The following is a 21325-nucleotide window of genomic DNA, read 5'->3' on the forward strand; positions in this document are numbered from 1 at the left end:
AGGCAATGGAGATAAAAATCCCTTACGGGAAAACGTTCCAGACGCTGAGCATTGAAGAGGGCTTCGAGCTGCTCGAGTCGAAGATTCAGGAGCTTGAGGCCGGAGCCGACGGCGGCGCGATTGTGCGCGCGGCTATGGATTCCCCGATAGGCTCGCCGAAGCTCCGCGAGCTCGCGGCGGGAAAGAAAAACGCCGTGCTCATCATAAGCGACCACACGCGCCCCGTGCCGAGCAAAGATATTGTGCCGTTCATGCTCGAGGAGCTGCGCGCGGGGACCCCGGACATCGAGATAACGATGCTCGTAGCGACCGGCTGCCACCGCGGCACGACGCCGGAGGAGCTCGTTCACAAGCTCGGCGAGGATATAGTCTCGCGCGAACACATCGTAGTCCACGACTGCGATTCATCGCCGCTCACAGACCTCGGCCCGCTGCCCTCGGGCGCGCGCCTCGTCGTCAACTCGCTCGTCGCGCAGGCCGACCTCGTCGTCTCCGAGGGCTTCATTGAGCCGCATTTCTTCGCGGGCTACTCGGGCGGGCGCAAGAGCATCCTTCCCGGCGTATGCAGCCGCGTTACGGTGCTCGGCAACCACTGCGCCGACTTCATAGACGACCCGAAGGCGCGCATGGGCGTCATCGACGGCAACCCGATCAACCGCGACATGGAGCGCGCCGCGCGCATGGCGAAGCTCGCCTATATCGTCAACGTCGTCGTCAACGAGGCGCACGAGGTAGTCGCGGCTTTCGCGGGCGACCCGATAGAGGCGCACCATGCAGGATGCGCGTACCTCGCGCGGTACTGCGAGGTGGAGCAGAAGCAAAAGGCCGATATCGTCATAACGTCGAACGGCGGCGCTCCGCTCGACCAGAACGCCTACCAGGCCGTCAAGGGGCTTACGACGGCGGCCGACGCCGCGGCGGACGGAGCCGCGCTTATAATCTGCGCCGAGTGCGCCGACGGCATCGGCGGCGACAGCTTCTACAAGGCGCTCAGCGAGTGCGCGAACCCCGAGGAGCTGCTCGAAGAGATACGCCGCGTGCCGATGGACGAAACCGTGCCCGACCAGTGGCAGTATCAGATTCTCGCGCGCATACTCGAAAAGCACCACGTCTATTTCGTCGCGCGCAAAGAGATGGAAGAAGCAGTCAACGCGATGAAGATGGAATACGCGCCCTCCCTCGAGGAGGCCTACGCGCGCGCCCGCGCGCTGAAGGGCGCTTCCGCGCGCGTCGCCGTCATCCCCAACGGAGTCTCACTGATAATCAAACAATAAAACCGCACAACAGAATATGCCGCTCCGAAAGCCCCCGCCTTTGCCGTTGCGCGGGGGTCCGGGGCGGCGTTTCCCCAAAAGGAGTGGAAACATGGCGAAACCCTTTGAAATAGACTATATATACGTCCGTTCCGTGCGTTTCGGAGAAAAATCCTCGCTCGAAAACGGCGTGCTGACGATAAACCGCGACGAGCTGCGCGCGCTCTGCGCGAGCGACCTCTTCTCGCGCCTCGACATAGAGCTCGCCGCTCCCGGCGAGAGCTGCCGCATCCTCGCGATACACGACGTTATGCAGCCGCGCTGCAAGGTCGAGCATCCCGAGGAGAGCTACCCCGGCATACTCGGCAAGCTCGCGCCCGCGGGCGAGGGAAAGACGCTCGCGCTCAAGGGCGTCGTAGTCTCCGACATCTACTACGCGAAGTGCAACATCAAATATTACCTCGACATGGGCGGACAGGCGGCGCGCTACTCGCATTTCTCGAAGCACTTCCACGTCTGCATAGACGCGGAGCCCGCAGAGGGCGTCAGCGACGCCAGCTACGCCGAGGCGCTGAAGCTCGCGTCGCTGAAGGCGAACGTCTACCTCGCGAAACTCGGCCTCGGGCAGAAGGCGGACTACTCTGAACGTTTCGAGTGGAACCCGATCGAATACAAGCCGGGCGAAAAACGTCTGCCGCGCGTCGCATATTTCGCAACGCACCTTGCCTCGCACGACACGTGGAACTTCCTCTTCTACGGGCAGAGCGCGCTCGGCTTTCTGCCGATGGTCGTGCAGCCGACCGAGATACTCGACGGCGCGATGGTATGGCGCTACTGGGAGCCGAACTACTATCTTCAGAACGAGATGTACATCAAAGAGCTGCTCAACCGCCACGGCAAAGACCTCGAGTTCGTAGGATGCGTATTCGCAAACAACGTCATGCGCCTCGACGGCAAGGAGACTATGGGCATGATAGGAGCGCGCCTCTGCCGCGACACGCTGCGCGCCGACTGCGTAGTCGTCAACAAATCCGGCATGGGCCACGCGCAGCTCGACTCCGCGCTCGCCTTCAACTGGATGGAGAAGTTCGGAATGCCCGCGATAAGCAACCAGGCCGCAGTCTCCAACTACGAGCCCGGCGACATGCTCGTAATCGCAGATCCGCGCGTAGACGCTGTGATAAGCAGCGGGCGCAACTGGGACGTCGAGCACCCGAAGGTCGACCGCCTCATCGGCGAACACGCGAACGTGCCCTGCCTGCTCGGCTACAACCCGTGGGGGCCCTTCACGCACACGACGAACTACGCGCTCTGCGGCTGCTGGTCTCAGATAGGCGACTACTTCCGGACGGCGGACGCCGACCTGGAATGGAAGTAAGGAGGGACGTTTCATGGCGGAGACATTAAGAATACTCCACTACATAAACCAGTTCTACGGAGGCATCGGCGGCGAGGACAAGGCGAGCGTCGGCCTCTCGGCCAAAGACGGCCCCGTCGGCCCCGGAATGCTGATGAAGGCGGTGCTCGCGGGACGCGGCGAAATCGTCAAGACCGTGATATGCGGCGACAACTACATCTCCGAGCATCAGGCGGAAGTCATCCCGCAGATACTCGACATAATCCGCGAGGTCAAGCCCGACCTCGTACTCGCGGGCCCCGGCTTCAACGCGGGCCGCTACGGCATAGCCTGCGCCGCGCTCACCGCGGCGGTGCAGGAACAGCTAAAAATCCCCTGCGCGACGGCGCTCTTCTCCGAGAACCCCGGCACCGACCTCTACAAGAACCGCTGCTACATCGTGCAGACCGACAATAACGCGAAGAACATGAAGGACGCGATGAGCCGCCTCGTCGAGTTCGGCCTCCGGCTCGCCTCGGGCGAGACGATACGCGACGGGCGGCAGGAGGGCTACCACGGCAGCGGCCCGGCGATAGAGATAGACTACTCGACGCCCGCATGCAAGCGCGGCGTGGACATGCTGCTCAACAAATATTACGGCAGGCCGTTCCGCACAGAGGTCGTCATGCCGAACCACGAAGAGATCCCCGTGCCTGTTCTTTCAAAGCCGCTCTCCGAGTGCCTCGTCGCGGTCGTCACCGACGGCGGCCTCGTGCCGCGCGGCAACCCCGACAGGATGCCGCCGACCAACTCGAAGAACTGGCGCTGCTATTCCTTCGCGGGACAGGAGAGCCTCAAGGCCGAGGACTACGAGGTCAGCCACCAGGGCTACAACAACGCCTTCGTGCTCCAGGACCCGAACCGCCTCGTCCCCGTCGACTGCCTGCGCGAAGAGGTCAAAAAAGGGCGCATCGGCGCGCTGCTCGACCACTACTACATGACCGCGGGCGTTATGACGCCGCTCGACATGAGCAAGAAGCTCGGCGAAGGCATAGCGCACGCGCTGCTCGAAGACCACGTCGACGCCGTGATCCTCACCTCCACCTGAGGAACGAGCTCACGCTGCGGCGCAGTGATGACCAAAGAAATACAGCGCGCGGGAATCCCCGTCGTCCACGTCACGAACCTTACGAAAATCTCCGAAGGCATAGGCGCGAACAGAATTCTTCGCGGCAACAGCGTCCTTCACGTCTTCGGCAACCCGTCGCTTCCGCACGACAAGGAAGTCGACTACCGCCGCGAGATGGTCGAAAAGGCCCTCTCGCTGCTCGAACGGAGCCCGCACGACGGCGCGCGCGCTGTCGTATCCGAATAGCGCATAATTCACGACGGAACCGTAAACCTACGAAAGCTCCGCGGACCTTCGCGTCCCGCGGAGCTTTTTAGTATGCGGCGCAAACGACGCGGAGCGGCGAATTTTTTGCTTTTTGCACAGCCGTGCAAAAGCGCGTAGTTGAATTTTTGCAGCGCGCATATTAGAGTAAGTCTATTGGATTTAGTCTGATTTCTTGCGCGGCGCGCAAAGGCCGCGAGTTACGGAGGATTGCGTTATGCTGAAAGAGGAAGAGGTCTTACAGGGATTTTTCGCGGGCGTTTGCTGCTCGATGCAGGTTTTCGGCGAGGCGGCGCGCGAACAGGGATTTGACGAAGCGACGGCGCGCAGGATAGCGTCGTGCTTCGGCTCTGGCATGGAGCATGCGGGGCTCTGCGGCTGCGTTACGGGCGCGTATATGGCGCTTGGGCTGAAGTACGGCAACGGAGCGCCCGGCGAGGCCGATAAGATAGTGCTGCTGAAAGAGAAGAAAGCTGAGTTCGAGCGGCGCTTCGCGGAGCGCTGGGGGAGCCTCGAGTGCACGAAGATGCTCGGCGGCCTCGACCCCGCGCGCCCCGAGGAGCTCAAAGCCGCGGTCGAGCGCGGCCTCTTTCAGTCCGTCTGCGCGCCCGCGGTCTGCGACGCCTGCGCGATACTGAAAGAGCTTGACGAAGAATGAGGGGCTTCATCGACGAGTGCAAGGCTAAGTGCCTCGCGGGCGAAGCGCTTTCGCGCGCGGAGATAGTCTCTCTGCTCGGCGTCGAAATCGGAAGCGCGGACGACGAATATCTGCGCGCGGCTGCTCGCGAGGCCGCGGATAAAATCGCGGGCGGCAGGGGCTACATCTGGTGCGCCGTCGGCATGGACTACGCGCCCTGCACGATGAACTGCAAGTTCTGCTCTTTCGGCGAGAAGTGGGGAATCGTGCGCGAGCCGCGCCACGTCGGGCAGGAGGAAATTTTCAGTCATGTGCGCCAGTACGCGGAGAACGGCGCGGCGTACGTCATCCTGCGCACGACGGAGTTCTACGACCTCGACCGGCTGCTCGGCTTCATCCCCGAGATACGCGCGGAGATTCCCGGCGGCTACGCTATAGTGCTGAACACGGGCGAGCTCGACGCGGCCGCGGCAGCAAAGGCGAAGGCGGCGGGCGTTTACGGCGTCTACCACGCGCTGCGGCTGCGCGAGGGGACGGACACGCCCTTCAACCCCGCGGAGCGAATCGCGACGATGAAGAACGTCTCCGCCTCCGGCATGACGCTCGTCAGCCTTGTGGAGCCGCTCGGCTGCGAGCACACGGACGAGGAAATAGCGGACAGCTTCCTGAACGCCGCCGCCTGCGGCGCGAAGATATGCGGCGCTATGGCGCGCTTCCCCGTCGAGGGCACGCCCTTCGGCTCGTCTCCGATGATAAGCGGCCCGCGCCTAGCGCACGTCGTCGCGGCGCTGCGCCTCTCGGGCGGCTCGGCGGTGCGCGACATATGCGTCCACAAGGCGACGCCCGAGGCGCTCGAAAGCGGCGCGAACGTCATGGTCGTGGAGTCCGGCGCGATACCGCGCGACTCCGACTTTTCGGAAAAGGACTGGGCCGGCGTGGACATGGCGCGCGCGAGGGAAATGCTCGCCGCCGCTGGCTACGAGATATCGCTGCCGCCCGCGCAGTAACGCGGAGGCGGCGAATAAATAAGAAACGAAAAACCGCCGGAGCGTGCATCTCTCGCGTCCCGGCGGTTTTCATATTTCTTTTGCGCCGCGCATACGCCCGCATGAAACGCGCGCGCGGCGGGCAAATTCCGCTGCTTTGAGATAAAATAAGGGCGAAGGCGGTGGTGCTGTGGCGGAGGAAAAATCCGGCGGCCTCGTTGCGGGGCGCGCCGTTGAAATATGCGCGAACATAGACGACATGACGGGCGAGGACCTCGGCGCGGCGATGGAGCTTCTGCTTTCGGCCGGGGCGCTCGACGTGTGGTTCGAGCAGATACAGATGAAGAAGAACCGTCCCGCGGTGAAGCTCTGCGCGCTCGCGCTGCCCGAGGATAAAGAGCGAATCGCGGAGCTCGTGCTGCGCCACACGACGACGCTCGGCGTGCGCATGAACGAGGTGGAGCGGCTCATGCTCGCGCGCGAGGTGCGCACGATTGAGACGCGCTTCGGAAACGTGCGCGTGAAGCGCGGGACGCTCGGCGGCGCTGTAATCAAGGAGATGCCCGAGTACGACGACGTGAGAAGGATAGCGCGCGAGACGGGGCTTTCGATGAGCGCCGTGCGCGCGGCGGTGGCGGAAGATGCGGAAATTCAGACACTTTAAGGGCGGCGAGTACGAGTTCATAGGCATAGCGCGCCACTCGGAGACCGAGGAGGAGTTCGTCGTCTACCGCCCGCTCTACAACGACAGCGGCCTTTGGATTAGGCCGAAGAAGATGTTTTTTGAAAACGTCGAGGTGAACGGCGCGCTTGTGCCGCGCTTTCAGGAGATAGAAGACGACTGGAGGGCTGACAATGAGTGAAGAAATGGCGAAACAGGTCGCCGCGCTCATACGCGGCAGGGGCGTCGCGATATTCAGCGGCGCGGGGCTCAGCACGGAGTCCGGCCTCATGGACTTCCGCTCGAAGGACGGAATATGGGCGCACGCGGACCCGACGCGGCTCGCCTCCGTCGGCGTGCTCGAGAGCAACTACGACGAATTTCTCGAATTTTACAAGGCGCGCCTCTTCGTGCCAGACGAGGTGCAGCCGAACGTCGGCCACAAGCTTATAGCCGAATGGGAAAAGCGCGGCTACGTCGACGGCGTCATAACGCAGAACGTCGACCGCCTGCACCAGAAGGCCGGCTCCGTCAACGTCTGGGAACTGCACGGAAGCCTCGAACCGGTCTACTGCCACAGCTGCGGCAGGCCCGGGGACAGAGACGACTTCCTCGCCGGAAAGCCCTGCCCGCACTGCGGAGGACACCTGCGCCCGAGCGTCGTGCTCTTCGGCGAAATGCTGCCGCAGCGCGCGCTTGAAGCCGCCGACGAGCTCAGCCGCCGTTGCCGCACCTTTATAGTGCTCGGCTCGTCGCTCGTCGTCTCTCCCGCGAATTACTTCCCGCGCGAGGCGAAGATGAACGGAGCGGAGCTCGTGATAATCAACCGCGACCCGACGCCGCTCGACGGCATGGCCGACATCGTGGTACACGAAGGCATCGGCGCGTTCCTCACCGAAGTGGAGAAGTACGTCGAGCTGCCGTAAAAGAAATGAAAAGCGCGCGCCGCCCTCGAAGCGCCGCGCATAAAGAAAAACGCATCGCGCCGCGGCGAAATGCCAGCGGCGCGCTGCGTTTATACGTTTTCCGGCGCGCCCTTCAGGAGCGCGGCTCTGGAATTTTTACAGCCTCATCTCCGGCTTCAGCGGACGCGCGAAAAGCTCCTTTATAAGCTCCTGCGGACGCTCGCCCTTGTAAAGCACGCGGTAGACCGCTTCGGCTATCGGCATCTCGACGCCGAACTTCTTGCTGTTCTCGACGACGGCGCGCACCGTGTAGGCTCCCTCCGCGACCTGCCCGAGAGACTCGACAGCCTCCTCGAAGCTCATGCCGTTGCCTATCGCGAGGCCGAGGCGGAAATTGCGCGAGAACATGCTGTAGCAGGTGACGATTAAGTCGCCGACGCCCGCGAGCCCGGAGAGCGTAAGCGGCGAAGCGCCGAGCTTCGCGCCGAAGCGCATAATCTCCGCAAGGCCGCGCGACGCGAGCGCCGCCATCGCGTTGTCTCCGAGGTCGAGCGCCTTAGCGATGCCCGCCGCGACAGCGTAGATGTTCTTCGTCGCGCCGCCGACCTCGAGGCCGATGACGTCCGTCCCCGTGTAGACGCGGAAGTTGTTGCCGCTGACGATCTCCTGCCAGCCCCTGGCCTCGTCCTCGTCAACCGAGGCGAGCGCCACCGTCGTCGGACGGCCCACTAGGACCTCCTCCGCGTGGCTCGGCCCCGAGAGCGCCGAATATTTGAGGAACGGGCAGCACTCCGCGTAAACCCTGTGAAGCAGGTCGCCCGTCGAAATCTCTATGCCTTTTGCTAAGTTGAGGATATGCCCCTCGCGTTCGCCGCGGGATGCGACCTTCTCGCAGACCTCGCGCACAAACTGCGTAGGAATCGCCATAATGTACCTGTCGGAAAAATTCAGCGCGGCGTCGAGGTCCGTCGTGCAGTTCACGCTGCGCGGCAGCTCCGTCTCGCGGAAGCAGAAATTGTTGCGCCGCGTCTCCGTAATAGCCTTCGCCTGGCTCTCGTCTATCGTCCACATGAGCGCTTCGTTGCCGAGCGACGCGAGATGCACGGCCATCGCCGTTCCGAAGCTCCCCGCGCCGAGGATAGTTATATTCATATCGCTTCCTCCGTTCACCTTCACTCGCCGCGCGCCCGCGCGGCCTCTGGACTTTTTCATTATAGCACAGCGGGGGACGAGAGCCGCCGCCGCGTCCGCGCGCGCATTGGATGCAAAAAGCCGGAGCGGCGTAATACCGCTCCGGCTCCAATGCTCCGCTCTCCCGCCCGGTTCGAGGAGCGGCTCGCTGTCTGCACATTAAACGCAACATAAGCGTTTCAACTCACGCGCCAGCAGTGGCGCGACGGATTCATATAGTACCTTAACTAAAAAACGAAACAATTATGTCGCCCCGGCAATTTTTAGTGCCCGGTGAAGCGGGGCAGGCCCGCCGGGGCCTCCGTCCCGAACGTTAGAGACAGCAGAGCGGTGATACGCTTCTCACTATGTCGCCCCTGAATGTTTTTGCGCCCGATGAAGCGGGGCGGACCCTCAGGGGCCTCCGGCATTGAACGCGAGATGGAGTTCTCTGAACAGCATATACGCTTCGTTTCTGTCTCTAACGATGAATGGATGAGATGCCAGCCTAAAAATTGCTGGCATGACATAGTTTGTGTTGTGTTGTTAAGTGACTAGAAAACGGCGGGGGAGCGCCGGGCTTCCCCGCCGTGCGCTGTTGGGAGCGCGGCTTTAGGCGAAGCGTTTACCTCTTCGCTTCTAGCTTCTTCGTAAGCTCGCGGATAAGCTCCGCGTTCTGCTTCATAATCTCTTCATTTCTGCGAAGCAGTTCCTTGTCCTTTTTCTTCTCGGCCTCAAGCTCGTCGAGCTTCGCCTGCATAGCGATGACCTGATTGCGCAGGCCGTTCATCGTCCCCGCGACCTTCGGCTTGTCGGAGGATTTGCCGACGGTGAAGCTCACGCCCGCGCGGCCCATGATGTCGCCGTCGGAGCAGAGCGACGCGCCGAGGTTGAACATCACGTTCTCGCGCGTGTAGTGGAAAACTCCGACCGCCACCGCGTACTCGTCGCGGTAGGTGCCTATCGCGGCGGAAAGCGTCGTCGGCTCGTATGGGTTATAGTCGATCGGGTGAAGCCCGGAGAGAGCCGCCGCGTGCGCTCCGACGATATTCACATCCTCGCGCAGGTCGTCCATGCGGCGGTAGATGTCGCCGCCCATCGCGTCCATACGCTGATAGGCGTCCCAGAGTGCACTGCTAAACTAATCCTGTACACGAAGGGGGTAAAAGTGAGACAAGATATAATTGTTTTCAGTACATGACAATCATATCTTGAGTCATAAGCATAGTGCTTATATGTACAGGAGGCCTGCCATGCGGTACACGAAGGAAGAACGTCTTGAGATAGGGCGAAAGGTTTATGAAGGTACAATGAGCCGTTATGAGGCTGCGGAAGCCTACGGCATCAGCGACGACACTGCAAGGGACTACATGCGCATGTATCGTGATTCCAACAGTCTGCCGCCTAAATCCTCTGGGAATAACACAGGCTGCTATGTTTACAAGCCTTCCGAAAGCCAGCCTGACATCTCAGATTATGAGTCTATGACTAAAAAAGAACTCATTATCGAGCTGATAAAAGCAAAAGTGGCTGAAGCAAGATTAAAAAAAGGCTACGAGGTGAAAGGAGATGGTCGAACAAAGGAATATATTCTTTTAGACAGCTCGAATACCAAGTAATCCTCGAACTCTCCGAATATTTTCCGGTAATCCTCCTATGCCGCGTAACCGGAATCCCCAGAAGCAGTTTCTATAACTGGAAGCGCAGCATTTTTGAACCGTCCAAGAGGGCGGTGGATTTTGCCGGAAACATAATGCTCTTTATGGAATATCATAAGAAGTACCCATCGCACGGATACAGATGGCTCAACGCGAAAATAAGGCTTGATACAGGGATAGTCCATTCCGATCCGTACGCCTATAAATGCTGCAGGGCTGCCGGTATAAAAAGCCGGACGAAACACTACCGCTATAAAAAACCAGGCAATCCGTACAGGCTGTTTCCGAACCTGCTTCTCGCCGGCCTTCCCGCATACGCGCCGATGCAGTACATAGCGAGCGACATGACGGCGTTCTGCTTCAAAGGGACGTATTACGAACTCACGCTGTACATGGACCTGTGGAACAACGAAATAGTGAGCCATGCGTTGTCTTCAAGACGCGGAGACAGGATGACATACATAAACGGTTTAGAAGGACTGATAAAAACCAGAGATAAAGAAACGGAATGGCAGACGATACTCCACACAGACCAAGGCGCGGTGTATGCCTCAAAGAAATACAACGACATATTGAAACTGAATCATATGGCGCACTCCATGTCCAGAGCGGGAACTCCTACGGACAACGCTGCGATGGAAGCGATAAACGGCTGGCTGAAAGCGGAATTGTTTACAGACTTTCACGTAACTGGCAAAGAAAGCATAGAACAGGAGATAGAAGAATACATAAAATTCTTCAACGAAGAGCGTCCCGCCTATGCGCTGGGATATATGACGCCGAAACAGTATAGGGAGGCGTATAGCGGAAACGGTAATTCTAAGAGGAAGAAGTGAAGTAAAGAGATATACCCCTATTGTACAGGATTAGAAAAATCTAATGTCCAATTTTTGTTGACTAGTGCAAAAGTGGCTGAAGCAAGATTAAAAAAAGGCTACGAGGTGAAAGGAGATGGTCGAACAAAGGAATATATTCTTTTAGACAGCTCGAATACCAAGTAATCCTCGAACTCTCCGAATATTTTCCGGTAATCCTCCTATGCCGCGTAACCGGAATCCCCAGAAGCAGCTTCTATAACTGGGAGCGCAGCCTCTTTGAACCATCCAAGAGGGCGAGAGACTTTGCCGGAAACATAATGCTCTTTATGGAATACCATAAGAAGTACCCATCGCATGGATACAGATGGCTCAACGCGAAAATAAGGCTTGATACAGGGATAGTCCATTCCGATCCGTACGCCTATAAATGCTGCAGGGCTGCCGGTATAAAAAGCCGGACGAAACACTACCGCTATAAAAAACCAGGCAATCCGTACAGGCTGTTTCCGAACCTGCTTCTCGCCGGCCTTCCCGCATACGCGCCGATGCAGTACATAGCGAGCGACATGACGGCGTTCTGCTTCAAAGGGACGTATTACGAACTCACGCTGTACATGGACCTGTGGAACAACGAGATAGTGAGCCATGCGCTGTCTTCAAGACGCGGGGACAGGATGACATACATAAACGGGCTGGAAGGACTGATAAGGAACAAAGATAAAGAAACGGAATGGCAGACGATACTCCACACAGACCAAGGCGCGGTGTATGCCTCAAAGAAATACAACGACATATTGAAACTGAATCATATGGCGCACTCCATGTCCAGAGCGGGAACTCCTACGGACAACGCTGCGATGGAAGCGATAAACGGCTGGCTGAAAGCGGAATTGTTTACAGACTTTCACGTAACTGGCAAAGAAAGCATAGAACGGGAAATAGAAGAATACATAAAATTCTTCAACGAAGAGCGTCCCGCCTATGCGCTGGGATATATGACGCCGAAACAGTATAGGGAGGCGTATAGCGGAAACGGTAATTCTAAGAGGAAGAAGTGAAGTAAAGAGATATACCCCTATTGTACAGGATTAGAAAAGTCTAATGTCCAATTTTTGTTGACTAGTGCAGCATATTTAGAGATATTTTACACAAGTTACATATTTTTGCAAGAGTTTGATTTTTCCGTTTGTCCCGTCTGCGCGTCACCTTCGTCGCGTTTCGCCGTTTTCGTCGTAGAACGCGCCGCGCAGCTTCGCGCGGATTTTCTTGACGCGCGCGGCTACGGCCTGCTGCGTTATGCCGAGGCCGCGCGCTATCTCCGCCTGCGTGAAGCCCTCGACCAGCGCCTGCGTTATGTCGAGCTCCTCGCGCGTGAGCAGGCGCTCCAGCGTTTCGCGCAGCTCCGTCTCCTCGTAGCGTTCTTCGTCTCTGCCGAGCGTCGCTTCAAGCTCCTCCGTCATCGTCTCGCCTCCGTTCGTTATCGGTTTTCTCATTCTCGCCGCCGCGTCGCGCACGTAGCCCGGAAGGTTGGTTTTGAGGTAACGCGCAAGCCAGCGTCTGTCCGGGCACCTCGGTATCAGCACGAGCAGCGCGAGGCATCCTTCCTGCACCAAATCCTCAAACTCCGCGCCGCGCCCCGCGTAACGCCAAGCGACCGAACGCACGAGCGGCGCGTATGCTTCAAGCTCCGCCTCCACGCCGCACGCCCCGCAGCACACGTCCTCGGAGCAGAGCGCGCTCCGCGGATTTTCCGTAAAGGACATGACTGTCCCCTCCTTTGGATGAAATTGCCTCCAATGGTGGGGAAGTAGCGGCGGTTTTACAAAAACGAAAAATTACGGAAGCGCGGAGAGCATGGCGTCGGCGGCAAACGCACGAAGCGGCAGGCGCGTGAGCGCGGATGAAAAATCGTCGCCGCTTCCGTCCTGCGTCTTGTGCTTTTTTCGTTTCCGTCGCGGCACGATTTTTCTTCTCCGCTCTTGAAGATTTTTGATATCGATATATAATTATCGATAGAACGGCGGTCATAATAGGACGGGGAGTGAAGGGGTATGACGTCGCGGGAAGCTAAACCTCTCAGCATTTCAAGGCAGTCTCTTCAGCGTATGCCTGTTTATCTCGAATTACTGAAAAAAATCAAGGCCGATGGCGGCGCTTATGTTTCCGCGGCTTTTCTCGCGGGGGAGCTCGGGCTTCATCCGGTGCAGGTGCGCAAGGATCTCGCCTCGGTCTCGAAGGTCGACGGCAATCCGCGCATCGGCTTCGCGCTCGACGGGCTCATCGACGATATGGAGGATTTCCTCGGCTGCAAGAACGCGCACGAGGCGGTCGTCGCGGGCGTCGGCAATCTCGGGCGCGCGCTGCTTTCTTACGGCGGCTTCGGCAGCTACGGCCTTTCGATAATCGCGGGCTTCGACACGTCGCCCGATGTCGTAGGCACGACGGTCGCGGGCAAGGAGATTTTCCACGCCTCGCGCATTTCGGAGCTCTGCTCGCGTCTCGGCGTGCATATCGGTATAATAACGGCGCCCGCGGCGGCGGCGCAAAGCGCCTGCGACGCGCTGACGGCGGGCGGCGTGCGCGCGATATGGAATTTCGCGCCCGTCCGTCTGACGCTCCCGCCGGGCGTCATTGTTACCAACGAAAATCTTGCGGCCTCGTTCGCGGCTTTGTCGGGCAGACTGAGCCAGCTGAGCCGCGGGGAGTAGGCCGCTCCGGCGCAGGCCGCCGGCGCGCAATATCCTATGCCGCGCGATTGGGGTTACGGGGGTCGCGGGGCTTCCACAAATTAAAGCGTATAGAGAGGGATGTGTATGGTGACGGAGAATTTTGACTACGCGCTCGTCGATAAGATTGTCGAAGGGCACGGCGCGCAGGCGACGGCGGTCATCGCGATACTCCAGGAGATTCAGGAGCATTACCGCTATCTGCCGCGCGAGATCTTTCCCTACCTTTCGAAGAAGCTCGGGATGCCCGAGGCGCGCATTTACAGCGTCGCGACTTTCTATGAGAATTTTTCCCTTAATCCGAAGGGAAAGTTCGTCATCAAGGTCTGCGACGGGACGGCGTGCCACGTGCGCGGCTCAATCCCGATTCTCGAGCGGGTCCGCGCGGAGCTCGGCCTGACGGACAAGAAGGTGACGACCGACGACCTCGGCTTCACGGTTGAGACGGTCTCATGCCTCGGAGCCTGCGGCCTCGCGCCGGTGCTCACGGTCAACGACGAGGTGCATCCCGCGATGACGCCGGACAAGGCGGCGGAGCTGGTCGCGGCTCTCAGGAAGGAGCTTTAATATGATTATCAAAACGCGCGAAGAGCTTCGGAAGCTGAGAGAGGAGTACGCGGCGAGCCTCGCCGGGGAAAAGAAGAAAATCCTCATCTGCGCCGGCACGGGCTGCATTTCGAGCGGCTCTCTCGTCATCTACGACGAACTCAAGAAAATTATGGAGGCGCGCGGCCTCAAGGTCGAGGTCGAGCTTGCGGAGGAGCCGCACGACGATTCCGTCGGCCTCAAAAAATCCGGATGCCACGGCTTCTGCGAGATGGGGCCGCTCGTCCGCATCGAGCCGCAGGGCTGGCTCTACGTCAAGGTGAAGCCCGCCGACTGCGAAGAGATAGTGGAGAAGACCATCATCGGCGGCGAGCATATAGAGCGCCTCGCCTATGCGAAGCACGGCGAGGTCTTCAAAAAGCAGGAAGAAATCCCGTTCTACAAGAAGCAGACGCGCCACGTGCTCGAGCACTGCGGGCACATCGACGCGACTTCAATTAAAGAATATCTCGGCATCGGCGGCTACCGCGCATTCGAGACGGCGCTGTTCGACATGGACGGCGAAGAGATCGTGCAGATGATTTCTGACTCGAACCTGCGCGGGCGCGGAGGCGGCGGCTTCCCGACCGGACGCAAGTGGAGCCAGGTGCGCCGCCAGAAGGCCGCAAACAAGTATATAGTCTGCAACGGCGACGAGGGAGACCCCGGAGCGTTCATGGACCGCTCGATAATGGAGGGCGACCCGCACCGTATGCTCGAAGGCATGATGATTGCGGGGCTCGCCTGCGGCGCGGCTAACGGATATATCTACGTGCGCGCCGAGTACCCGATGGCGGTCTCGCGCCTGCGCACGGCTATCGCGCAGGCGGAGGAGTTCGGACTGCTCGGGGATAATATTCTGGGCAGCGGCTTCTCGTTCCGCATCCACATCAACCGCGGCGCGGGCGCATTCGTCTGCGGCGAGGGCAGCGCGCTGACCGCGTCCATTGAAGGCAAGCGCGGAATGCCGCGCGTCAAGCCGCCGCGCACGGTCGAGCACGGGCTCTTCGACAGCCCGACGGTGCTGAACAACGTCGAGACCTTCGCCAACGTCCCGCTCATCATCAACAACGGCGTCGAGTGGTACAAGTCGCTCGGCCCCGAAAAAAGCCCCGGCACGAAGGCCTTCGCTCTGACCGGCAACATAGAGAACACGGGCCTCATCGAGGTGCCGATGGGCACGACGCTGCGCGAGATAGTCTTCGAGGTCGGCGGCGGCATGAGAGGCGGCGCGGACTTCAAGGCCGTCCAGATAGGCGGGCCGTCCGGCGGCTGCCTCACGGAGAAAGACCTTGACCTCCCGCTCGACTTCGACTCGCTCTCTGCGGCGGGCGCTATGATAGGCTCCGGCGGACTCGTCGTCATGGACAGCAAGACCTGCATGGTCGAGGTCGCGCGCTTCTTCATGAACTTCACGCAGAACGAATCCTGCGGAAAGTGCGTCCCCTGCCGCGGCGGCACGAAACAGATGCTCGCGATACTCGAACGCATAGTCGCGGGCGAAGGCCGCGACGGCGACATCGAGCTGCTGCTCGAGCTCGCGGACATGATTTCGCACACGGCGCTCTGCGGCCTCGGCAAGACCGCGGCCCTGCCCGTCGTCAGCACGATAAAGAACTTCCGCGATGAGTACGAGGCGCACATCTACAAAAAATACTGCCCCGTCGGAGCCTGCGCGAAGCTCAAGAGCTTCAGCATAGACCCCGAGCTCTGCAAGGGCTGCTCGAAGTGCGCGCGCGGATGCCTCGTCGGCGCGATCAGCGGAGAGATAAAGAAGCCCTTCGTCATAGACAGGGACAAATGTATCAAATGCGGAGCCTGCGTGACGGCCTGCCCGTTCCACGCGGTGAAGGAGGGATAGCCCGATGGAACAGAAAAAATATATGACGATAGACGGAATCCCCGTCGAGATAGCGGGAGAGAAAAACGTCCTCGAAGTCATACGCAAGGCGGGCATCCAGCTCCCGACCTTCTGCTACTACTCGGAATTGTCGATTTACGGCGCATGCCGCATGTGCATGGTCGAGAACAAATGGGGCGGCCTCGACGCCGCCTGCTCCACGCCGCCGAAGGAGGGCATGGAGATATGGACGAACACGGAGCGGCTGCGCAAATACCGCAAGATGATACTCGAGCTGCTGCTCGCCGACCACTGCCGCGACTGCACCACCTGCCACAACAACGGCAAATGCAAGCTTCAGGACCTCGCGATGCGCTTCAACATCGAGGGCGTGCGCTTCCCGAACGGCGCGGCCGAGCCGCGTCGCGACGACTCGTCGCTCTGCATATCGCGCGACCACAACAAGTGCATCCTCTGCGGCGACTGCGTCAGAATGTGCAATGAAATACAGAGCGTCGGCGCGATAGACTTCGCGCGCCGCGGCTCGAAGATGACGATAAGCACCGTCTTCGACATACCGATCGCCGAAAGCAACTGCGTCGGTTGCGGCCAGTGCGCCGCAGTCTGCCCGACCGGAGCGATAGTCGTCAAGAACGACACAGCGAAGGTCTGGAAAGCGCTCGACGACAAGAAGGCGCGTGTCTCCGTCCAGATAGCGCCGGCCGTGCGCGTCGCGATAGGCGAAGAGTTCGGCATAGGCGGCGGCGAGAACGCGATGGGCCGCATAGTCGCGGCGCTGCGCCGCATGGGCTTCAACGAGGTCTTCGACACCTCTACGGGAGCCGACCTCACGGTGCTCGAAGAGTCCGCCGAGTTCCTCGAGAAACTTGCGAACGGCGGAACGGACGAAATGCCGCTCTTCACCTCCTGCTGCCCCGCGTGGGTGAACTTCTGCGAGAAGAACATGCCCGAGGTCGTGCCCTACCTTTCGACCTGCCGCTCGCCGATGCAGATGTTCGCCTCCGTCATAAAGGAGAACCACAAGCATTCGCCGCGCAAGCACTACCACGTCGCCGTCATGCCCTGCACCGCGAAGAAGGCCGAGGCTGCGCGCGAGGAATTCCGCAGCGAGGCCGGCCCCGACACGGACTTCGTCATAACGACGCAGGAGCTCATACAGATGATAAAGGAATCGGGCATCGTATTCGACGAGCTCGAGCCCGAGGCCGTCGACATGCCATTCGGCACGATGAGCGGCGCGGGCGTCATCTTCGGCGTCACGGGCGGCGTCACGGAAGCGGTGCTGCGCCGTATAACCTCCGATAAATCGCCCGCGGCCCTGCGCGCGATAGCCTTCAAGGGCGTCCGCGGCGACGAGGGCGTCAAGGAGGCCGAGGTGGCCTACGGCGATCGCACGCTGAAAATAGCCGTCGTCAGCGGCCTCGGCAACGCGCGCAAAATAATCGAGAGAATCAAGGTCGGCGAGCACTACGACTTCGTCGAGGTCATGGCCTGCCCCGGCGGCTGCGTCTGCGGCGCGGGCCAGCCCTTCGCGCTGCGCGATGAAAAGGAGCTGCGCGGCAAGGGCCTCTACTCGGCCGACAGAATGTCGAGCATCAAGCGCTCCGAGGAGAACCCGCTGATGATTTCGCTCTACAACGGCCTGCTCAAGGGCAAGGTACACGAGCTGCTCCACGTCCATTACGGCGCGAAGGAGGCGGAGTAAATGGTCTCCATAAAAATCTGCAACGGAACGTCGTGCTACCTGAAAGGGGCCTACAACGTGCTCCAGTACTTCCAGCACGAGATAGAGGCGCGCGGACTGCACGATAGGATAAACCTCACGGGCTCTTTCTGCCTCGGCAACTGCGAGCACGGAGTCTCGGTCGAAATCGACGGCAAAATCTACAGCGTAGCGCCCGAGACCGCGCACAAATTCTTCGAAGAGACGGTAATGCCGCTCGTTAAGTAAGAATTTAGGCGAAAATATACAAATCAGCGCCGCCGCGTAAATTGCGGCGGCGCTTTCGTATGCGCGGAATCTCTGCGAAGTCCTAGAAAAATTCTGGATTCATGAAAGGTATGACGAGCTCGGCGGCGTTTCCGTCCGCGCCGAGCCCCCAGTAACCGCTGTATATGCCGTCGCCGAGGCCGCTCGTGAACATCGTCAGCCTGCTTCCTCCCGGCACGCGCCACGCGATGAAATCTCCGTACTCGCTCTGAACGCAGGGACGCGCCGCGGCGCTCTCCGCGAAGAGGCGCGCGAAGTAACCCTCGTAAATATTGCCCTCCGGGTTCTCTTCCTGCCATTGCTCCGCGAATGCGCGGTATTCCTCCGCCGTGCGCGCGTCTGCAAAACAGGCGAGCCCGGCGTCCACGCCGAAGAACGTCCATACGCCGGGCTGCCCGAGCTCCTCGCGCCTGCGTCCCTCCGGCATCGCTATCTCGCGGCTCACGACGGGCGCGGAGCTTATTACGAGCCGCGCCGCCGCGACGCGGATTCCCGCGACGGGCGAGCGCAGAACAGCAAGCTCCACGTCATAGCTGCCCGCCGGTATGGTGCGGTCGAGCCGCGTCTCGTACTTCGTGCCGAGATAATAGAGCGGGTCTGCGAGAACGACGCGCCCCGTCGGAAAATCCACCGCGCCCGCCGCGACGGTCGTAAGTTTTCCGCCGAAGAGGCCGCGGAAGAAATCCTCGGGATAGCTCTCCTGATTCAAAAATTTAAGATTCTTCTCAAACGCCGCCTGAAGCGGAGATTTTTCTGTTTTGTCCGCCATCGTCAGCCCTCCGTCTCCCGCGTCCGCGCGCGGATAAATTTCACGCCTAATATAGCACGCGCCGCAGGATGCGAAAACGGCCCAAAGGATTCGCCGTCCTTCGGGCCGTTCTGTGTTTTGCGAGAGCGCGCGGAGCTTAGTACTCCGTCACCTTGTTGTTGTCGGGGCCGGGCGTCGTGACGATCGCCTTGCGCGGCGTGACGCGCACTGCGCCCTTTGGCGCGAGCTTGCCGTGGAAGAGCTCTTCGCCGAGCGCCTTTATCTCTTCAAAGATTGGGCCGTCCGTGAAATATTCCGCCGTGCCCTTGACCTGATAGCCTTCGCCCGACGCGGCGTCGCAGGCGGAGATAGAGACGTTCGCGTTCGCGAGCAGGTTCTTCAGCGTAACCTTGAAAAATACGTCGCCTATGAGCAGCGTCCCGTCGTCCGCGACCTTCTTGAAGCCCACAGGCACGGCGTTCGGCTCGCCGCCGTCGCAGGTCGCGAGATACCAGAGCTGGTTTTTGAGCAGATTCACTATTTTTTCATCCATCATGTCAATTCCTCCTTAACGGCTGTGTTTCTTGGCTTGATTCAAGTATAGCGCGCGGCTTACGAAATTAAAGATATAAAGAAATTTAATAGCCGCTTATTATTTTCATAGCAGCTCGCATAAAGCGCGCGACGCGGCGTATAATCAGGGCGAAAGGGGCGATGCGCGCGATGTACAGGAGAAAGACGGAGAAGGAGGTACGCTGTCCGCTCGAGTACGGGCTGGAGCTTTTCGGCGGAAAATGGAAGTCACGCATAATATGCGTGCTCGCGCAGAAAAAGACGCTGCGCTACGGCGAGCTGCGCGCGGAGCTCGCGAACATCACGGATGCCGTGCTCTCCGCGGCGCTCAAGGAGCTACTCGACGGCGGCATGGCGCTGCGCCGCTCATACGACGAGATACCGCCGCGCGTCGAATATTCGCTGACGGACAAGGGGCGCTCCGCAGTTCCGATTCTCCAGAGCATCTGCCGCTGGTCGGCGGAGTATCACGACGGAGGCGGCGGCGGGGTGTGCCGCGGCTGTCCGGAAAATTTCGGACGGAGCGAAAATCGGTAAAATCAATGTTTTACGCGGCGCGGCTCAGTCGGGAGCTTACGCGGCAGGACGTTTTGCCGCGCGCCGCGGTTTGCCCGTAATTTCCGCGAAAGAAACAAAAGAGAAAAATATACCTAATCCCCCTTTGTAAAAAGCACGTTTCGTTGTATAATGCCCTTCGGCTTGCACAATCGGTTGCATAGCTTAGAAATCAAAGAAACGGAGCGTCTTTTTATGGCAAGAGAGCAAGTAATGAAAAAAACGGTTGAAGACAGCGAGTGGTCGCTCTCCGCAGTCCCAGCCTCTATGAAGGTGCAGGGGCTCTGGGCCGCGATGGTCGTCCTCGTCGGCTTCACATTCTTCTCGCCCAGCATGACCGCGGGCGGAAACCTCGGCATCGGGCTTAATCTTGAGAAATTCTTCTTCGCGATGGTGCTCGGCAACGCTTTCCTCGGCGTCTACTGCGGCCTGCTCGGCTACATCGGCCAGCGCACCGGGCTGACTCTCGACCTTCTCGCGCACCGCTCGTTCGGCGACAAGGGCTCGTTCCTCCCCTCCGCGCTCATCAGCTTCACGCAGATAGGCTGGTTCGGCGTCGGCGTCGCGATGTTCGCGATTCCGGTCGCGGGGCTCATCAACAACGCCGTCCCGATGTGGGCGCTCATCGTCATAACGGGCGTCGTCATGACGGTCACGGCCTACCTCGGCATCAAGGCGCTCGCCGTGCTCGGCAGCATCGCCGTGCCGCTCATCGCGGTGCTCGGCGTCTACTCCGTCAACTGGGGCATCAACGAGGTCGGCGGCTTCATGAACGTCTTCGCGCAGAATCCCGACAAGCCGCTCACGCTCGCGGCGGGCATCGCGATAGTCGTCGGCTCCTTCATCTCGGGCGGCACCGCGACGCCGAACTTCACGCGCTTCGCAAGAACGCCCTATATCGCTGTAATCGCGACGGTCGTCGCCTTCTTCGTCGGCAACTCGATAATGATGATCTTCGGCGCGGTCGGCGGCGCGGTCACGGGCGTGCCCGACATCTTCGACGTGCTTATCCTCCAGGGGCTCGCGATTCCCGCGGTGCTCACGCTCGGCCTCAACATCTGGACGACGAACAACAACGCGCTCTACACCGCGGGCCTCGGCGTCTCGAACATCACGAAGATACCGAACAAGCCGCTCGTCCTCGTCAGCGGCGCGATAGGCACGGGCCTCGCGGTATGGCTCTACTACAACTTCGTCGGCATGCTGAACCTGCTCTCCGGCATGATCCCGCCCGTCGGCGCGGTGCTCATCCTGCACTACTTCATGCACCGCGACGAGTATGAGGAGAATGCGAAGGCCGAAATCCGCGCGGTCAACATGCCCGCGATACTCGCGGTCGTCGCCGGTTCGCTCGTAGGCGTCTTCGTCACCGCCGGCATCAAACCCGTCAACTCGCTCTTCGTCGCCGCGGTCGTCTTCGTAATCGCCGACCGCCTCTGCGGGAAGCGCGGCTAAAAATTTCAGGAAAGG

Annotated in this window: 23 protein-coding genes; 18 read left to right on the plus strand and 5 right to left on the minus strand. The window is 60.1% G+C overall.

Annotation, left to right across the window (positions count from 1 at the left end; translation table 11 throughout):
* Positions 1-5: 5 nt before the first annotated feature.
* The 8 genes from larA (at position 6) to ABGT66_RS05650 (ending at position 7192) form a co-directional block, all read left to right on the plus strand.
* The gene (larA, locus tag ABGT66_RS05615) at positions 6-1274 is read left to right on the plus strand and encodes a nickel-dependent lactate racemase (RefSeq protein WP_346689394.1); all 1269 of its coding nucleotides are present in this window, start codon (positions 6-8) and stop codon (positions 1272-1274) included.
* Between the two features lie 91 nt (positions 1275-1365).
* Complete coding sequence (locus ABGT66_RS05620) at positions 1366-2631, plus strand: glycine/sarcosine/betaine reductase component B subunit (RefSeq protein WP_346689395.1); 1266 nt, start codon at positions 1366-1368, stop codon at positions 2629-2631.
* A gap of 13 nt (positions 2632-2644) precedes the next feature.
* On the plus strand, positions 2645-3964 hold the full coding sequence (locus tag ABGT66_RS05625; protein ID WP_346689396.1) for a glycine/betaine/sarcosine/D-proline family reductase selenoprotein B: 1320 nt from the start codon (positions 2645-2647) through the stop codon (positions 3962-3964).
* Positions 3965-4199: 235 nt separating this feature from the next.
* Positions 4200-4640, plus strand: a complete 441-nt coding sequence (locus ABGT66_RS05630; RefSeq protein ID WP_346689398.1) for a C-GCAxxG-C-C family protein — start codon at positions 4200-4202, stop codon at positions 4638-4640.
* Positions 4637-5626 (plus strand): radical SAM protein, encoded by a 990-nt coding sequence (locus ABGT66_RS05635; RefSeq protein ID WP_346689399.1) that lies wholly within the window; start codon positions 4637-4639, stop codon positions 5624-5626. Before ABGT66_RS05630 ends, ABGT66_RS05635 begins: the two co-directional genes overlap by 4 nt.
* 169 nt (positions 5627-5795) lie before the next feature.
* On the plus strand, positions 5796-6269 hold the full coding sequence (gene larC / locus ABGT66_RS05640; protein WP_346689401.1) for a nickel insertion protein: 474 nt from the start codon (positions 5796-5798) through the stop codon (positions 6267-6269).
* Positions 6247-6468: a DUF1653 domain-containing protein gene (locus tag ABGT66_RS05645; protein ID WP_294192929.1), complete on the plus strand. Its 222-nt coding sequence runs from the start codon at positions 6247-6249 to the stop codon at positions 6466-6468. The genes larC and ABGT66_RS05645 overlap by 23 nt, the downstream gene beginning before the upstream one ends.
* Positions 6461-7192, plus strand: coding sequence for an NAD-dependent deacylase (locus tag ABGT66_RS05650; protein ID WP_294192931.1), 732 nt, complete (start codon positions 6461-6463; stop codon positions 7190-7192). Before ABGT66_RS05645 ends, ABGT66_RS05650 begins: the two co-directional genes overlap by 8 nt.
* A gap of 135 nt (positions 7193-7327) precedes the next feature.
* Here the strand turns inward: ABGT66_RS05650 and ABGT66_RS05655 are convergent, their stop codons facing one another.
* A complete protein-coding gene (locus ABGT66_RS05655) occupies positions 7328-8323 on the minus strand; it encodes an NAD(P)H-dependent glycerol-3-phosphate dehydrogenase (RefSeq protein WP_303147463.1) in 996 nt (331 codons plus the stop codon).
* Positions 8324-8966: 643 nt separating this feature from the next.
* A complete protein-coding gene (locus ABGT66_RS05660) occupies positions 8967-9449 on the minus strand; it encodes a YadA-like family protein (RefSeq protein ID WP_346689403.1) in 483 nt (160 codons plus the stop codon).
* 145 nt (positions 9450-9594) lie between these two features.
* On the opposite strand from ABGT66_RS05660, the gene ABGT66_RS05665 reads away from it, so the two are divergent.
* From ABGT66_RS05665 to ABGT66_RS05675, 3 genes are all read left to right on the plus strand, one after another.
* Positions 9595-9960 (plus strand): hypothetical protein, encoded by a 366-nt coding sequence (locus ABGT66_RS05665; protein ID WP_346689405.1) that lies wholly within the window; start codon positions 9595-9597, stop codon positions 9958-9960.
* A 29-nt stretch (positions 9961-9989) separates the two neighbouring features.
* Positions 9990-10835, plus strand: a complete 846-nt coding sequence (locus ABGT66_RS05670) for an IS3 family transposase (protein WP_346690447.1) — start codon at positions 9990-9992, stop codon at positions 10833-10835.
* 131 nt (positions 10836-10966) lie between these two features.
* The gene (locus tag ABGT66_RS05675) at positions 10967-11875 is read left to right on the plus strand and encodes an IS3 family transposase (protein ID WP_346690448.1); all 909 of its coding nucleotides are present in this window, start codon (positions 10967-10969) and stop codon (positions 11873-11875) included.
* 144 nt (positions 11876-12019) lie between these two features.
* On the opposite strand, the gene ABGT66_RS05680 is transcribed toward ABGT66_RS05675, so the two are convergent.
* Positions 12020-12580 carry a sigma-70 family RNA polymerase sigma factor gene (locus ABGT66_RS05680; protein WP_346689406.1) on the minus strand — a complete coding sequence of 187 codons (561 nt, stop codon included), beginning with the start codon at positions 12578-12580 and terminating at the stop codon, positions 12020-12022.
* A 288-nt stretch (positions 12581-12868) separates the two neighbouring features.
* Here ABGT66_RS05680 and ABGT66_RS05685 point away from each other — a divergent pair, with 288 nt between their 5' ends.
* The 5 genes from ABGT66_RS05685 (at position 12869) to ABGT66_RS05705 (ending at position 17940) form a co-directional block, all read left to right on the plus strand.
* On the plus strand, positions 12869-13525 hold the full coding sequence (locus tag ABGT66_RS05685) for a redox-sensing transcriptional repressor Rex (RefSeq protein WP_346689408.1): 657 nt from the start codon (positions 12869-12871) through the stop codon (positions 13523-13525).
* A gap of 105 nt (positions 13526-13630) precedes the next feature.
* On the plus strand, positions 13631-14110 hold the full coding sequence (locus ABGT66_RS05690; protein WP_294194019.1) for an NAD(P)H-dependent oxidoreductase subunit E: 480 nt from the start codon (positions 13631-13633) through the stop codon (positions 14108-14110).
* 1 nt (position 14111) lies between these two features.
* Positions 14112-15989, plus strand: coding sequence for an NADH-quinone oxidoreductase subunit NuoF (locus tag ABGT66_RS05695; protein ID WP_346689410.1), 1878 nt, complete (start codon positions 14112-14114; stop codon positions 15987-15989).
* A gap of 4 nt (positions 15990-15993) precedes the next feature.
* The gene (locus tag ABGT66_RS05700) at positions 15994-17694 is read left to right on the plus strand and encodes a [FeFe] hydrogenase, group A (RefSeq protein ID WP_346689412.1); all 1701 of its coding nucleotides are present in this window, start codon (positions 15994-15996) and stop codon (positions 17692-17694) included.
* Positions 17695-17940, plus strand: coding sequence for a (2Fe-2S) ferredoxin domain-containing protein (locus ABGT66_RS05705; protein WP_294194016.1), 246 nt, complete (start codon positions 17695-17697; stop codon positions 17938-17940).
* Positions 17941-18022: 82 nt separating this feature from the next.
* On the opposite strand, the gene ABGT66_RS05710 is transcribed toward ABGT66_RS05705, so the two are convergent.
* Together ABGT66_RS05710 and ABGT66_RS05715 are read right to left on the minus strand one after the other, a co-directional pair.
* On the minus strand, positions 18023-18748 hold the full coding sequence (locus ABGT66_RS05710) for a DUF4241 domain-containing protein (RefSeq protein ID WP_346689414.1): 726 nt from the start codon (positions 18746-18748) through the stop codon (positions 18023-18025).
* 136 nt (positions 18749-18884) lie between these two features.
* Positions 18885-19283: a pyridoxamine 5'-phosphate oxidase family protein gene (locus tag ABGT66_RS05715; protein WP_294194014.1), complete on the minus strand. Its 399-nt coding sequence runs from the start codon at positions 19281-19283 to the stop codon at positions 18885-18887.
* Positions 19284-19450: 167 nt separating this feature from the next.
* Between ABGT66_RS05715 and ABGT66_RS05720 the strand changes: the two genes are divergently transcribed.
* Together ABGT66_RS05720 and codB are read left to right on the plus strand one after the other, a co-directional pair.
* Positions 19451-19837, plus strand: coding sequence for a helix-turn-helix domain-containing protein (locus ABGT66_RS05720; protein WP_346689416.1), 387 nt, complete (start codon positions 19451-19453; stop codon positions 19835-19837).
* Between the two features lie 231 nt (positions 19838-20068).
* A complete protein-coding gene (gene codB / locus ABGT66_RS05725) occupies positions 20069-21310 on the plus strand; it encodes a cytosine permease (protein WP_346689417.1) in 1242 nt (413 codons plus the stop codon).
* The last annotated feature ends 15 nt before the right edge of the window (positions 21311-21325 follow it).

Source organism: uncultured Cloacibacillus sp. (genome assembly GCF_963926575.1).
Taxonomy (GTDB): Bacteria; Synergistota; Synergistia; order Synergistales; family Synergistaceae; genus Caccocola; species Caccocola faecigallinarum.

Excerpts from the sequence above, each read along its gene's own strand:
- codB (WP_346689417.1), top strand. The coding sequence starts at position 20,069 with ATGAAAAAAACGGTTGAAGACAGCGAGTGGTCGCTCTCCGCAGTCCCA.
- ABGT66_RS05680 (WP_346689406.1), bottom strand. The coding sequence starts at position 12,580 with ATGTCCTTTACGGAAAATCCGCGGAGCGCGCTCTGCTCCGAGGACGTG.
- ABGT66_RS05630 (WP_346689398.1), top strand. The coding sequence starts at position 4,200 with ATGCTGAAAGAGGAAGAGGTCTTACAGGGATTTTTCGCGGGCGTTTGC.
- ABGT66_RS05655 (WP_303147463.1), bottom strand. The coding sequence starts at position 8,323 with ATGAATATAACTATCCTCGGCGCGGGGAGCTTCGGAACGGCGATGGCC.
- ABGT66_RS05720 (WP_346689416.1), top strand. The coding sequence starts at position 19,451 with ATGTACAGGAGAAAGACGGAGAAGGAGGTACGCTGTCCGCTCGAGTAC.
- ABGT66_RS05645 (WP_294192929.1), top strand. The coding sequence starts at position 6,247 with ATGCGGAAATTCAGACACTTTAAGGGCGGCGAGTACGAGTTCATAGGC.
- ABGT66_RS05650 (WP_294192931.1), top strand. The coding sequence starts at position 6,461 with ATGAGTGAAGAAATGGCGAAACAGGTCGCCGCGCTCATACGCGGCAGG.
- ABGT66_RS05635 (WP_346689399.1), top strand. The coding sequence starts at position 4,637 with ATGAGGGGCTTCATCGACGAGTGCAAGGCTAAGTGCCTCGCGGGCGAA.
- ABGT66_RS05620 (WP_346689395.1), top strand. The coding sequence starts at position 1,366 with ATGGCGAAACCCTTTGAAATAGACTATATATACGTCCGTTCCGTGCGT.
- ABGT66_RS05700 (WP_346689412.1), top strand. The coding sequence starts at position 15,994 with ATGGAACAGAAAAAATATATGACGATAGACGGAATCCCCGTCGAGATA.
- ABGT66_RS05690 (WP_294194019.1), top strand. The coding sequence starts at position 13,631 with ATGGTGACGGAGAATTTTGACTACGCGCTCGTCGATAAGATTGTCGAA.
- ABGT66_RS05665 (WP_346689405.1), top strand. The coding sequence starts at position 9,595 with ATGCGGTACACGAAGGAAGAACGTCTTGAGATAGGGCGAAAGGTTTAT.
- ABGT66_RS05715 (WP_294194014.1), bottom strand. The coding sequence starts at position 19,283 with ATGATGGATGAAAAAATAGTGAATCTGCTCAAAAACCAGCTCTGGTAT.
- ABGT66_RS05685 (WP_346689408.1), top strand. The coding sequence starts at position 12,869 with ATGACGTCGCGGGAAGCTAAACCTCTCAGCATTTCAAGGCAGTCTCTT.
- larA (WP_346689394.1), top strand. The coding sequence starts at position 6 with ATGGAGATAAAAATCCCTTACGGGAAAACGTTCCAGACGCTGAGCATT.
- ABGT66_RS05710 (WP_346689414.1), bottom strand. The coding sequence starts at position 18,748 with ATGGCGGACAAAACAGAAAAATCTCCGCTTCAGGCGGCGTTTGAGAAG.
- ABGT66_RS05705 (WP_294194016.1), top strand. The coding sequence starts at position 17,695 with ATGGTCTCCATAAAAATCTGCAACGGAACGTCGTGCTACCTGAAAGGG.
- ABGT66_RS05660 (WP_346689403.1), bottom strand. The coding sequence starts at position 9,449 with ATGGACGCGATGGGCGGCGACATCTACCGCCGCATGGACGACCTGCGC.
- ABGT66_RS05695 (WP_346689410.1), top strand. The coding sequence starts at position 14,112 with ATGATTATCAAAACGCGCGAAGAGCTTCGGAAGCTGAGAGAGGAGTAC.